Origin of the sequence: Arenibacter certesii DSM 19833, from assembly GCF_000429545.1 — a bacterium.
GTDB classification, from domain to species: domain Bacteria; phylum Bacteroidota; class Bacteroidia; order Flavobacteriales; family Flavobacteriaceae; genus Arenibacter; species Arenibacter certesii.
The window spans coordinates 40765-55449 of sequence record NZ_AUCB01000018.1; the positions used below are offsets into that span (position 1 = coordinate 40765).

General features: G+C 38.4%; 7 protein-coding genes. 6 read left to right on the forward strand and 1 reads right to left on the reverse strand.

The window, feature by feature from the left end:
- The first annotated feature begins 420 nt into the window (after positions 1–420).
- The 3 genes from G466_RS0110845 to G466_RS0110855 all read left to right on the forward strand — a co-directional run bounded on the left by G466_RS0110845 (position 421) and on the right by G466_RS0110855 (position 7831).
- A complete protein-coding gene (locus G466_RS0110845) occupies positions 421–4818 on the forward strand; it encodes a non-ribosomal peptide synthetase (RefSeq protein WP_026813687.1) in 4398 nt (1465 codons plus the stop codon).
- A 25-nt stretch (positions 4819–4843) separates the two neighbouring features.
- Positions 4844–5302 (forward strand): hypothetical protein, encoded by a 459-nt coding sequence (locus tag G466_RS0110850; protein ID WP_169720750.1) that lies wholly within the window; start codon positions 4844–4846, stop codon positions 5300–5302.
- Positions 5303–5599: 297 nt separating this feature from the next.
- On the forward strand, positions 5600–7831 hold the full coding sequence (locus G466_RS0110855) for a TonB-dependent receptor (protein WP_026813689.1): 2232 nt from the start codon (positions 5600–5602) through the stop codon (positions 7829–7831).
- 229 nt (positions 7832–8060) lie between these two features.
- Here the strand turns inward: G466_RS0110855 and G466_RS0110860 are convergent, their stop codons facing one another.
- Positions 8061–10268: a S8 family serine peptidase gene (locus tag G466_RS0110860; protein WP_026813690.1), complete on the reverse strand. Its 2208-nt coding sequence runs from the start codon at positions 10266–10268 to the stop codon at positions 8061–8063.
- 866 nt (positions 10269–11134) lie between these two features.
- Here G466_RS0110860 and G466_RS0110870 point away from each other — a divergent pair.
- The 3 genes from G466_RS0110870 to G466_RS0110880 all read left to right on the forward strand — a co-directional run bounded on the left by G466_RS0110870 (position 11135) and on the right by G466_RS0110880 (position 14678).
- Positions 11135–13627, forward strand: a complete 2493-nt coding sequence (locus tag G466_RS0110870) for a hypothetical protein (RefSeq protein WP_026813692.1) — start codon at positions 11135–11137, stop codon at positions 13625–13627.
- A gap of 107 nt (positions 13628–13734) precedes the next feature.
- The gene (locus tag G466_RS24235; RefSeq protein WP_026813693.1) at positions 13735–13983 is read left to right on the forward strand and encodes a hypothetical protein; all 249 of its coding nucleotides are present in this window, start codon (positions 13735–13737) and stop codon (positions 13981–13983) included.
- A 161-nt stretch (positions 13984–14144) separates the two neighbouring features.
- Positions 14145–14678 carry a carboxymuconolactone decarboxylase family protein gene (locus G466_RS0110880; RefSeq protein ID WP_026813694.1) on the forward strand — a complete coding sequence of 178 codons (534 nt, stop codon included), beginning with the start codon at positions 14145–14147 and terminating at the stop codon, positions 14676–14678.
- Positions 14679–14685: the final 7 nt, after the last annotated feature.

Below are 14685 nucleotides of genomic sequence, written 5' to 3' on the forward strand. Positions count from 1 at the left end.
TACTATTATTAATTCAAACTATATCAATATTTCAGATTAACTAAAGTCTATTGTTTTATGGGTTTGGGCAATAAAATGGAAAAGTATAGTACTAAACTCAGGACAACTATTCCGTTCACATAAACTGGACCAATTAAAAATATCAATACAACAACAAAAGGAGGAGAATTACATTTTTATCTAAAAAAAAAAGCATTCGACTTCTTCTTATTACATATTAAAATATCGACCAAGGAATTAGCAATCGATCCCTACAAATGAAGGCACAAAAAAACAGACAATTAAATCAAAGCATAGCAATAAGGTATCGGAAGGAATCACAGAAAAAAATATGAGGCTTATCTGCTCAACTCGTTCAGGTTAGTGTCGAAGCTTGTTAATCTCGATAATCGAAAAAATGATATAACCCAATCAAATAGTATGAACAATAAGATCATAGAGTATATAAAGACGGAAATTGCCATGGCACCATTGGAAGATCTTGGACCAAACGAAAACCTTTTGGAAAGCGGAATCCTTGACTCTATTGGTATGGCTAAACTTATTGAGTTTCTAGAGGCGGAATTTGAAATTAAGGTTCCAGCAGAAGATATGAACATGGAAAATTTTATGTCTGTAGAAAGCATTGTTCAATATATCTCTAACAAAAGGTCCCATAATAAACTGCAAAACCAGATTAGCAATACGTTGTTAGACTTATCACAGGCACAAATGTCCCTTTGGGTGGGACAACAATTAAATCCAGACGTTCCGCTTCACAATACCGCCTATGCCTTTAAATTGGATGGGGCACTAAATGTGGATACCTTTAAGGCGGCCTTCTATAAGGTAATTTCCCAAATAGATGCCTTTAGAACCATTTTGCTTGTAGGGAACAACGGGGAGCCCAAGCAAACCGTGTTGCAACGTATGGATTACGACCTTGAGGTAGTTGAATTTCCTGCAGATACGCCGTCAAATATAGTAGAGGAATGGCTACAACAACGGAGCTTAAGACCTATCGATATATCCAAATGTGTTTTTGATTCCGTGCTGCTAAACCTGGGCGAAGAGAAGTATATTTGGTTGCTGAATATGCACCACTTGGTAACCGACGCCGTCTCCATGGCGCTAATTTATAACCTTACCCAGAAATATTACGGAAATATCAAAACTGGCACCAGGGTAATGATTGCTGATTCCCCAAGCTTTCAGAACTATATCCAATATGAAATATTAGAACAACAAAATTCAAAAAACGATAATAGCAAAGCCTACTGGGCCAATAAAGTAAAAGAATTAAAAGCGGTACCAAAACTTTATGGTGTCCATAACAATTTTACAAATACCGAATCCGCACGAGTGGTCCTACCATTAGGTGCTGAACGCTCGCAAAAACTGAGAAAGTTGTCTCAACAACCAGAAATCCGTGGGTGGACATCACATGTAACACTTTTCAATATTTTCCTAACAATACTTTATTCGTACCTCTATAGGGTAAGCGGACAAAGGAAGTTGGCCATTGGGGTGCCCAACCATAACCGGATGACCAAACAGTTTCAGCAAACCGTGGGATATTTTATTCAATTTTTTCCTATGGTTACGGAAATTCAAGAAGAGGACACCTTCATTACCCTGCTGAACAAAGTGAAATTAGAGACCAATGACTATTTAAAAAATGCCATTTCCGGATTAGTAACCCCTGAAATAAACAAAAGTTTCCATACTATATTAAACTATATTCCCAACAGTTTTCCTGCATTTAATGGAATCCCACAAAAGACCATGTGGATCTTTAACAACCATATGGAAACTACTCATAATCTACGTTGTCATGTCACCGATTTTAACAATACGGAAGAATTTGAAATTCTAATGGATTTTAATCATGCTGTTTTTAATGCCGATCTTATTTCCAATGCCCCCACTCATTTCCTTAACCTTTTAGATGCCTTCCTTGAAGATTGCTACCAACCATTGGACAAACCTGGACTAATTAGTGAAAAAGAAAAAAAGGAATTGATAGGTAACCCAATAAAACCGTTTGAAGGTTATAGACCTATTATCCAGCAATTTTCGGAAACCGCAACTTCTAATTCCAACCAAACTGCATTACATTACAAAAACGAACTTTATACCTATGCTGACGTTGACCAAAAATCCAATCAACTTGCCGCTTTTTTAATCTCCAAGGGAATTAAGGAAGGGAAACGGGTAGCACTTTATATGGACCGAAGTCCTGAGTATATTATTGCCGTTTTGGCGGTGCTTAAAACCGGAGGAACATTTATTCCGATACCATCGGACCAACCCACCCAACGCATCGGATATATTCTAGAAAATTCAGAAGCCCACCTTATATTGTCCAACAGCCGATTACAACAAAAATTACCCGTCAATTCTGTTGAAACCGTAATCCTGGATAAAAATGCCGCTTATTTAAATCAACAGAAGAAAGAAATAGGGAACATAGTGATCGCTAGTAAGAGTATCGCTTATATTCTGTATACCTCCGGATCTACCGGAAATCCTAAAGGGGTACTTATTTCCCACGGGGCCGTATATAATTATATGGAATGGGCTAAGAAGGCTTATGCCATGGAGAAAGGGTTTGTATTTCCCCTATTTACCTCCATTGGCTTTGATCTAACTATAACCGCCACTTTTCTACCATTGATTACAGGAGGAGAACTAGTTATTTATAAAGAAAGTCATCATGGTCCTGATATCTCCATAATGGAGGTCCTACAGGAGAATAAAGTAAATAGTATAAAACTTACTCCTTCTCATTTGGCTTTATTACAGGGAATGGACTTATCAAATTCTAAAATTAGATTAATGATTGTTGGTGGCGAAGACCTTAAAACCGCCTTAACTAGGTCCATACAAAACGGGAATGGCGGTTCACTACGGATGTACAACGAATACGGTCCTACGGAAGCAACAGTAGGTTGTATAGTAGCCCAATATGACAAAGCTAAACATCTTGGTTCATCGGTTCCTATTGGACACCCTATCTATAATATGGATGTTTATATTTTAGATGCCCGTCATAATCTGGTTCCCAATGGGGTTACCGGTGAAATATATCTCAGTGGCGCCAGTTTGGCGGAAGGATATGTTAATTCGCCACGGATGACCGAAGAGAAATTTGGTCCCAATCCTTTTGTAAAGGGCACAAGAATGTATCGCACTGGAGATTTGGCCAGAAAAAACAGCTCAGGGGAATTGGAATACCTTGGAAGAGTGGACGAACAAGTAAAACTTAGGGGTTTCCGGATAGAGCTATCCGATATAGAGGCCAATATGATAAAGCATCAAGGGATACAAAATGCTGCTGTGGTACTCATTGAAGAGGAAAAACCGATTCCTGAAAATGAAGTTATAAATTGTACAGCATGTGGACTTCCCTCCAACTATCCAAATGTAGATTTCGATGAAAATGGTGTTTGCCATATTTGCAACGCATTTAAAGGGTACAAGCAGCAGGCGCAACGCTATTTTAAGACTGAGAACGAGCTAAGAGACTTATTGACCTCCAAACGTGGCAATAGCCCTAATTACGATTGCATATCTCTTCTTAGTGGAGGCAAGGATAGTACTTATGTATTGGCCAAACTTATAGAATTAGGACTTAAAGTACTGGCGTTTACACTTGATAATGGCTATATCTCCGATCAGGCCAAGCAAAATGTAGACAAAATTGTCACCAAACTAGGGGTAGATCATATTTATGGGAACACCCCACATATGAACCGGATATTTGTAGATAGCCTGCACAGACACAAAAATGTATGTAATGGCTGTTTTAAAACTATATATACCTTAAGCAGTAAAATTGCCTTGGAGAAACAAATTCCCTTTGTGGTAACCGGACTTTCACGTGGACAATTTTTTGAAACTCGCTTGACAGAAGAGCTGTTTTGGGACAAAAATATAGATGTTGCCACTATAGATCGCACCATTTTAGAAGCCAGAAAACTTTACCATCAGGAAGAGGATGCCGTTAAATATTTATTGGATGTTGACGTGTTTAGTAAAAATGAGACTTTTGAAAAAGTTCAGTTCGTGGACTACTATAGGTATAGCGATGTAAGCTTAGAAGAAATGCTCGTCTTCCTTAAGGAAAAAGTAGGATGGGTAAGACCTACTGACACAGGTCGCTCTACAAACTGCCTAATCAACCAAGTAGGTATCTATGTGCATAAAAAGCAGAAGGGATATAGCAACTATTCCTTTCCCTATAGCTGGGACGTGAGAATGGGCCATAAAACGAGAACAGAAACCTTAGAGGAAATCAATGAGTATATAGATGAAACCACAGTAAAACGGATCATGGATGAAATTGGTTACCAGGAGCCCAATGAAAGTGAATTGGGTAAAAAACGGTTAATGGCCTATTATTCCGGAGATCAAATATTAGGATCCAAGGAGTTATCTACTCATTTGATGAATGAATTACCAGATTATATGGTGCCCACACATTTTAAGTATATGAAAGAGCTGCCTTTGACCGGCAATGGGAAAGTAGATAAACGTGTACTTAGAGAACTTAACAGCTCGCAGTTAGAAATGGATGTCCCATATATTGCCCCCGAAGGGGAAATAGAAGAACTTTTAGCGGGAATTTGGAGAGAGGTCCTAAATTTAAAGCAAGTAGGATCTCAGGACGATTTTATCGCCTTGGGAGGTCATTCCTTGGCAGCTATTAGGGTTACGGCGAGAATAAATGAGGAAGTAGAAATGAATTTCCCTCTGAACAAAATATTTGAGCTCCCCACCATTGCAGAATACGCCAATTATATAGAAAAAACATTATTAACTCTTATGGAAGAATAGCATGTTAATTGGGTTTAAAAAAGGCTTGAAGCCATTCATCTTTAAATACCTAGCCATTATTATGGGGCTTTGTTATTTACTGAACCCAGTCCGCCAACATTTCCTTCCTGTTTTCCATTCCTTTTCTCACCAGCTAGAGTTGCCTAATTACCTCATCCCCCACTCCCACTTATCCAATTATCAAGAGGTACACAGAAATCACGACACGGTTACAGAAGATTTTCCCCATGAACATGCTATTTTAGAAACGGTTAATCTCTTGTTCAGTACGCAGGAAGATAACAAACAATCCCAAGATTTGTTTTTATTCACCATAAAACTATGCATACTTCCATCCTATACAGGAGTATTAAAATCCAAAACCCGTATAGTTGAAACTAACGGCAACTATAATATGAATAGCAAAAGCAGCAAAAAGGGGTTTGTAACGATATTGATAAAACCTCCTTTATTTTCCGGCCCCAATATTCTTTGGCTTTCCTAATCCTTGTCACCGTTTTTTGGCATGGCATATCGATTTCCTATAGTACCTCCCAATTGGCATCATTTGTTCCCAAAAATCTGGGCAATGTAGCTGTTTACAATATTTTCTATAAACAGACTATTGCCATGGTGTACCCCAGGGACAACCCTTGATTATAACCAGTGCTGAATTTTACTTGGGTGCCATCGGAATCATTCCCTCCTTCTCAATGGCTATCAGGGAGCAAAAGTTTAAAAAACCCTGTCTATGATGGGCGTATCCGTGGATGCAGAAATTACATTATATAAAATACAGACCATGAAAAACTATATACTATGTTTCGTAGCCCTCATGCTATTTGGAGGTTTAAGGGCACACGACCTAAATGGGTCAATACTTTCCGAAAACCATGTACCTTTAGATGGTGTAGGGGTTTACAACAAGACTACCGGCGGGTATACTTATTCCAATGTATCGGGCTATTTTGAACTAGACGATATTTCCGTTGGGGATATCATTTACTTTTATAGCCTTGGTTATCAAAACTATAATTTCACCATAACGGAAAATCAGCTGGATGGAACCATTAAAGTAATCCTCAAAGAATCGGCCGTATCTTTAGACCAGGTAATCCTGGTCTCCAAAGTCAATGCCTTGAGTCAATTTGTACATGTAGATGTAATGGCTAACCCTGTTAAATCATCACAGGAAATATTACAAAAAATACCAGGCCTTATCATTGGTCAACACGCCGGCGGCGGCAAGGCAGAACAGATATTCCTAAGGGGATTCGACATTGATCACGGAACCGATATCAGCATAAATGTAGATGGGCTTCCCGTAAACATGGTTTCCCATGCCCACGGGCAAGGCTATGCCGATATGCATTTTATAATTCCCGAAACAATAGGCAATATAGATTTTGGAAAAGGAGCCTATTATACCGAAAAAGGCAATTTTAATACGGCCGGATATGTGGATATTAAAACAAAGGATAAAATAGCGGACAATTTGTTTTCATTGGAGGCCGGTATGTTCAATACCATCCGCACCATAGGCATGTTCAAAATTACTGAAGGCGATTTCAGCAATGGCTATGTGGCTTCGGAGCTGGTACTTTCGGATGGTGCCTTTGATTCCCCTCAAAATTTTAATCGCATCAATATAATGGGGCGCTATAATTACAACAATCGGGAAAATCAAGAATTAAGCCTTACCATATCACACTTTCAGAGTAAATGGGACGCTTCCGGACAAATACCGCAACGTGCCATGGACCAAGGGATTATAGATAGGTTTGGTGCAATTGACGATACCGAAGGAGGCAATACTAGCAGGTCTAACTTCTTAATAAACCATAAAAAATTAATGGACGAACATTCTTTCCTAACCACAAAGGCATACGTATCTAAATATGATTTTGAATTGTTTTCCAATTTCACGTTTTTTTTGGAAGACCCCATTAATGGGGATCAAATAAGACAAAAAGAGAACAGGACCATAATCGGGACAGAGACCAAATATGCCCATTCTGTGCACATAGGTGACCATGATTCCCAACTAAAGTACGAAATGGGAATTGGTTTTAGATATGACGATGTAAATAAGGTGCAGCTTTCCAGAACTAAAAACAGACAAGAACTATTGGAGCGTTTGGCCTATGGAAATATAGATGAGCTAAACGGCTACGGTTTTTTCAACCTCAATTATAAAAGAAACAAATGGACTATAAACCCTGGCCTTAGGATAGATTATTTTAAATTTGATTATGAGAACCTTCTATCTGAAACCTATGATAATAAAAGTGAGAACAAGTTTTTTATAGGACCTAAACTTAACATTATCTATGCCCCCTCTAAAAACGTACAGTTTTTTGGGAAAACAGGTATAGGGTTTCATTCCAATGATACTAGAGTAGTAACGGCCAATAATGGGAAAGAAATACTCCCAGCGGCCTATTCGGCAGATTTAGGTGCAATAGTAAAACCGTTGGACAAATTAATGCTGAATGTAGCATTTTGGACACTCTTTTTGGAGCAAGAATTTGTATATGTTGGCGATGCCGGAATTGTGGAACCCAGCGGGAAAACAAAACGCATGGGAGTGGATTTTGGCCTTCGCTATCAATTTGCAGATTGGCTTTACTTCTACGGGGATATCAATTACACTTATGCCAGGAGTACGGAAGAGCCAGAAGGGTCCGATTATATCCCCCTATCCCCAGACTTAACCTCCTCGGGAGGAGTTTCTTTTCGGGATTTAGGTAATTTCTCGGGAGGCATCAATTATAGGCTGATAAAAAATAGGCCCGCCAATGAGGATAATTCCATTGTAGCTAAGGGATATACTGTAACAGATATGAATCTCAATTACGCGTTTAAGAATTGGACCTTCGGTTTAATTATAGAGAATCTATTTGATACGGAATGGAACGAAACGCAATTTGCGACCGAAAGTAGGTTGCAAAAGGAGACAACTCCTGTAGAAGAAATTCACTTTACCCCTGGAAATCCCTTTTATCTTAGAGGAAAGGTGTCAGTTAAATTCTAGGTTAAATATGGTAGGAGATTATTCTAGAAATGTTAATGGTAAAGCAGGAATTGCCCTAACACTAAATCGATTGACCGTCACGCTGACGATAGCTTAACAACAGTTGAAAAATAGAGCACTGTTAAATTAAAGATACTACTTAACTTTTAAATAAGAATAAAAATGGCTGTCCAGCATAGGTGGACGGCCATTTTTAATGCATACTATTTCTTAAAAACTTACAAATCAATTATAAGCCTACCCTATCCCACAGTTCTGGTCTTATTACAAAGGAAAATCCCCCCGTCACCGTCCAAGCAATACCAAACCAAGTTGAATCGGTGCCGGACCACCTGCGGATTTTTATAGTATATGTTTTTCCCGGTAGACCTGTAAATTCTGCAATCTCATAACTATTATCCCAAGAACCACTGTAAGCAACCTGTGTTCCATTTTCATCATATATCTTTAGATCTAAGTCTACTTTTAGTTTAGACATATACCAGCTAATAAACAAAAACGACGACTTGGTGGCTTTTGATGTCCACGCCAATGCCACCTTTACCTTTCTAGGACCATAACGGTAATTAGGTACAGATATCTTATAGTCGAAAGTGGACAGTTTATCGTTACCAAAATTTGATGAGGTAAGCAGACCAACATCCCATCCCCTTGAACTTGGAGCTGAATTCACCGATTTTTTATTTAAAGCTATAGTACTACCTTCAGCAGCATTTACCGCACCAGCACCATCCAAAGCATCAATACCATTACTAACATCTTGCCACCAGGTATTACCGGTGATATTTTTGGTTGCACTGGCAAGGAGTATTGCCCTACACCCTTCTGGCCAGTGTTTCAGCATTGTATTTCTTCCCTGTAAAAGCGCTGAAACTCCAACCACTGCTGGAGAGGCCATACTGGTTCCACTTTTTATAATTCCATCAGCAGTTACCCCAACGCCATTTGCGCAAATTTCAGGTAGCTCGCGGTCTCCATGAGAAGAACTTGGATTTCTAAATACGGAGCTGCCCGACATTGCAGAAGCATCGTCATTATGATTTCCTACGGATAGCGTATTATACCCTTTATGATTCACGTATTCACTACTAGGTGGATTAATATTATCTGAATCTCCATTCCAGAAATTACCAGCTGCGTGAACAATTAGTGGATATGGATACTTCGTTGCAAGGTAATCTCCGTAAATATCATCACTAGATAATGTACTGGATCCCGGTTCACTGGACCTATGAAAACTTTGATTGATTACAGTACAATTTTTATCATTAACCGCCCAAGTAAGCGCATCCCTATCATAATCATTGGCGGAAAATAAGCTACATCCCGGAGCATGCCCATTAGGAGTATTGGATTCGTTGTTTCGAATTATGGCGTGTACATTTTGAGAATGATCGGATGTAGACGGATTATTTTTAAATTTCCCTGCTATAACAAGATTAGAATTGCTGGTAGGCCCATTTTCCCAGACGGCTACTTTTACACCACTACCGACTTCACCATTGAAATGAACCACGTTAGAACCGGCTATGGCAATAGAATTTTCAAGGTCTTCAATACCTTCAGTTTCGTGAAGTAATATACCCGCAACCAACTTATTGGAAGTTAGCTCCCTAAGAACAGAAGTTTCAACCTCTGCCGTTATCAAAGGTGCCAATTCGTCAACCTTTACAACTTTAATATTGACTTTCAGTGATTTACTAAACTCTAGCGAACGCTTATGCATTTCTCTTTGTTCTTCTTTTGCCCGTTTCTCAAATGATTCTTGGTGGCATTCATCTTGGTTCCGATCAGTAGGCAAAGCTTCAGATTCCTCAAACTCGTACCAAATATCTACGAGGATAGTTTTAGGTGGATTTTTAGAATGGATTAAGGAGTAAAGTGTTGGATGTAGTTTCCCGAATTTTGAATTCAGTTTTTTTCGATGATCCTCAAGAATCTTTTCTCCATCAACCGCTTTTCCATTATGGTCAAATTCCAATGAAACTGGCTTACCGCTTTTACGATCGGTAGCTTTAAAAAATTCCAAATAATTTGTGTCTTTAAATTTGTAATTACTTAATCGTTCAACACCGTTTTCCACTAGCTTTATCCTTACAAAACTACCAATGATCAAGCGGTTATCGATCTCCGCTTTAGTGGCAATAACTGTGAATGGAATCTCCATAGCATCACTTAATTTTTGTGATTTTGAATTCGATATTGGCTCAATCACCAATTTATGTTGCCCCGGTGATAATCCTTTTTCTGAAGTCCATCTATAACCATCCCTTTTTCTCGTAGGAGTCACTTTTCCGTCAATACCTTGCACACCTATACTTCTTATAACCACATCCATATCTGCATTTGATGGCACAATGAACTCTATTGACGCATTTGTGGTTAAAATCTCATCTCGTACTAGATTTACCCGTACTTTGTTTTTTTCATTTCCCATAATCTTATCCTTTAGTTAATATAATTGTAATTGTTAATTATTTTATAGCCTGATTAACGCTGAAGGGAGATTATTTGGTAAGGCAGAAAGTGTAAATAAAAATTGCCAAACTTTGTAAGTAGAATAATTGTTATAACACCAAGAACTTGAGTTAACTTACAGTATAAAATTACAGTTTGTTTAGATATTATATAGAAGTAATGTATAAATCGTAAGAATCTACGTGTGTTTTACAATTATGCGTATATAATCATAATTATTAAGGGGTTGACGAGCGTATTACCAATAACACAACCTTAAATACTTATTTTTATGATGTGCAGGTATACCATAGAGTGGCCAATTTATAATGCCAATAGCTTTAATTTTACAATGCATCCGCTAGTTGCAAAAATATCAGACTTCCCTCTGCCTATCCTTATTCCAACCGCATTAAATTAGACCAAAATTATGTTTTGTGCATTTATATGCCCTTACTTTTTCCATGTCGTCAGCTATACAAAATTACTGACCAACTATACAAAACCCCTTTAAGATTAGGTAGAATAGAACTACTTTTAATGTTGTATTTATTAACTACCGTAACTCAAGCTATATTATTTGATATAGAAGCGTCAACTGCCAAGATTCTCGATGGTAAGGATTAAACGGTCTAAATTGGGTGTATACCATTGTACTATCCCCCTACCTTTACATACATTATATCAATTCCGTGAACTTTTATAGTCGCATCTCCCTTATTTATTGGTTTCGAATCCATTAAAATCAACCTAAGGCATATATGTACCAAGATTTTCCCTCAACGATCTAGATCTAGGGAGAAACCTTATGATCGAATAATGAATAGTTTTCTAAAATAAAATGTTATGGCAAAATCAAGAAAACAGACGCTACTAGGTAGTGTATCTGATGAAAAATCCGGTCATCCACTAGGAGGGTTGACCATAGAAGTGATAGATAAGGATCTACGAAAGGTAGCGCGTTTTAAACCGGCCACTACGGACAATAATGGCAGATTTAAAATCATCTTTGAGTCCGATGAACAAGAAGACACCGATTCCGCCTATTACTTACAGATCTTAAATAGAAAGGGAGCGGTAATTTCCATTCAAGAAGAGAGTTTTGTAAATCAGAGCGGATCTTTGGAAGAGTTAGATTTTAAAATACCTGAAGCGGCGACAAAAACGGCAACTTTCCATTACACAAGGCATCAATTTAAATCCTTGGTGGCTATTAATCCAAACTACTTTGGGGCCTATGAGAAGATGGATTCTCCGGATATTGGACCTGCCGTTTATCCTCAAAAGGGGAACACCAATTATGAGGAATTAAAATGTATAGGTATATTCCCAGAGAAGGATGAGGTTGAGGCAATATTTAACGTTAAACTACCTTATGGCTTCGGCGGAAATCTCTGTACCGACGGAAGCAAGGAATACGTTGCCTTCTATATTGACTATGGTGCTGGTTTCCAAGCTGTAGGTCCGGCAGTAGCCGTAAACACTCACAATATGGCTGCAGCCCGTAAACGGCCACTTTGTTATGCAGTAAAGCAAGTAGTAGATTTTAAAAAACGAAACTGTCAGAAACCTTATCTTGTGAGACTGCGGGCAATACTCAGTTGGAACACGCCCCCTACTGGTCCTAATTATAATCCAACTTGGGGTAACGCCGTTGAGGAGTGGATTCAAATTGAACCCTTAAAAAAATCATGGGAGCTCATAACATCCGATTTGACCGAAATTAGCTTGCAAAAATCCTATAGTGATCTTCAGTTTTCAAAAAAAGAACTCATTGAATCCTTGCAAGGCTCCTTAGATTATAATATGGACGGCCTTGAAAAAGACCGTGTGGGGTTTAAGGATAATATCCTGAAGAACCCTAATTATTATGGCGGACTTGCAGATAAGGACAACCTTCATGAGGCCATTGAGGCAATAAATAGTTTACCTCAAGAGATTTTAGAGAAATTTAAGCCGATGTTGGTAAATCCTAAATGGCTTATTCCTGTAAATCCGTTTAATTACAATACCACATATGAAGAGCTCACCTGTGTGGGATTATATCCTGAACGCGACCTACTCGAGGCCACCATAGCCATAAAGAAGCAAAATGGGTATAAAGGAAATCTCTGTTCTGTAGGTAGTGAAGAATATGTGGCATTTTATGTAAACTGGGGCGACGGAGCGGGATACCAACACGAAGGTACCACCTACTTTAAGGCCCACGACATACCAAGGGATGTAAACCCGCTTATGTACGCTGTCAACTTACGGATTCAGGATATGGAGAAAAAGTTGAAACGATGTAAGGAAGAGAATGTGGTACGTGTTCGTGCCATTTTAAGTTGGGAAGTAGCTCCCACGGGGCCAAGTTACAAACCTGCTTGGGGTAATGTGCTGCATTGCACTATCCAGATTAGAGCCATTGACGGCGGAAGTGCAAAATGCGAAATTCAGCACATCAACAAGATATTGGTAGAGGATATTAACAGTCAAGGGTATGCTAGAAAGGTTATAAATGACACTACGCTATCGCCCACTATTTTCAATAGGCCATTTGGTCTGATCGTAGCTGTTTGGGGTAGTGTAAATGTACCTGCAGCCTACTATTATCGTTTGCGATTCAGTGATGATAATGGAACGAACTGGAACACCGTCATGAATAAAAGAAGGTATAAAGTGAATAATTTCACCGTTGGCTTTAGTACACCGGATTCCGATGGTTGGTTCAGCAAAAGCATTTACTTGTCCGAACTAGGAAATTATAGCGATACTCCTTTGGTCGAATGGCATACCGGAAGCCGAAGCGGAAAACATATCGTACGGTTAGAATTGGCCAACATCTTCAAGAATACGATACCAGGGCAGGTTTGTGAGAAAACCGTATTCCTGGACAACCAGAATGTTGACCATTACTCTTTTATAAATTCCACTATACCACAGGTGGGGGTAACTGTAAAGGACGCAAGCGGTGCTATTAAAAAATGCGATAAATATGTAGGGAGTGACCAAGTTATGGTTTATGGGAATTTTCATGATAAACATTTTAATGCATTTTCACTTGAACTGTTTGGAGGAAATCTTGCCTCCAGCGGTGTTGGTATTACACCAGCCATCCATAAATATGATCAAGGGGGAAATTTAAATAATAATGGCACTATAGGAGCAGTAGATCCCGGAAACGGAGTGGTGCTCACTACGGTCAATATGGTTGCAGCCGGTGCCAATATCGCCTGTGCCTATGGCGTACGGATGGTTACAAGTGACAGGACCATTAGAGGATATTTTTCGACCTATGTCTTCAAAACAACCTCACATTCAAGGGATGCCTATGTCACTTTTAATTGGGAGCCATAGAATTTTCTCGATTAGGTATAATAATCCGGCCCATTGTATTGGGCCGGATTTTTTTATGACCCGAAACCTATGGGAGGCATTATGTTTTTGGTAGCTAATCATGAAAAATGGGAGTAGACTTTAATGAAAATAAATGTTCCATAAAACCATCGAACGAACTTACGTCATATGTTAAAAGGGCTGCCTCTCGTCTTTTAGCCTATCAGGATAAGTGTATAGAGTTGGATGGTTATAATACTACCTTTACACAACTCATTACCAAAAGAAATCCAACTTTTTTAGAAACAGGATGTGGTCCAGGAAATATAACTAGATATCTATTAAAAAAAGGCCCAATTTTAATATTTCGGCTATAGAAAAGTGATAAGGGTGACGAAATCCATACCATCTTAATAGTCAAAATGTAAGCCTAATAGTCATTAGAAAGATAGGAACCCATGCTAATTCGCTTTAATATTATTCTATTTGTATATTTGATCTTATCGATAATGATAAATAATATTAAAATTAGTTTATAATGACCACTTTTAATGTTCCAACTAGGGACGAAGTTTCTTCAAACAATCAAGCGATATTCGACAATTTTAAAAAAGAAATAGGTTTTGTACCCAATATTTATGCAGCTGCGGCGTATTCAGATTCTGCATTAGACAACTACTTGCCTTTTGAAGGTGCAAAATCCTCACTATCAAATAAAGAAAAAGAAGTAGTGAATATAATAACCAGTCAATTAAACGATTGTAAGTATTGTCAGGCTGCACATACGGTTATTGGCAAATCCAATGGTTTTACCGACAAGCAAATTTTAGAATTAAGACAAGGGTTTTTCTCTTCCGATAAAAAATTTGATGCACTGGTTAAGACAACCAAACAAATGAATTTAAACAAAGGAAAAGTAGACGATGAAACTTTAAAAACATTTTTTAAAGCAGGTTATACAAAAGGTACTTTAGTGGATATTATATTAGCTATTAAAGCGATTGGCGTTACCAACTACCTTCATAACTTAACGCAGGTAGAAATTGATTTTCCACTTGCTCCAGAGCTATAGTCCCTAA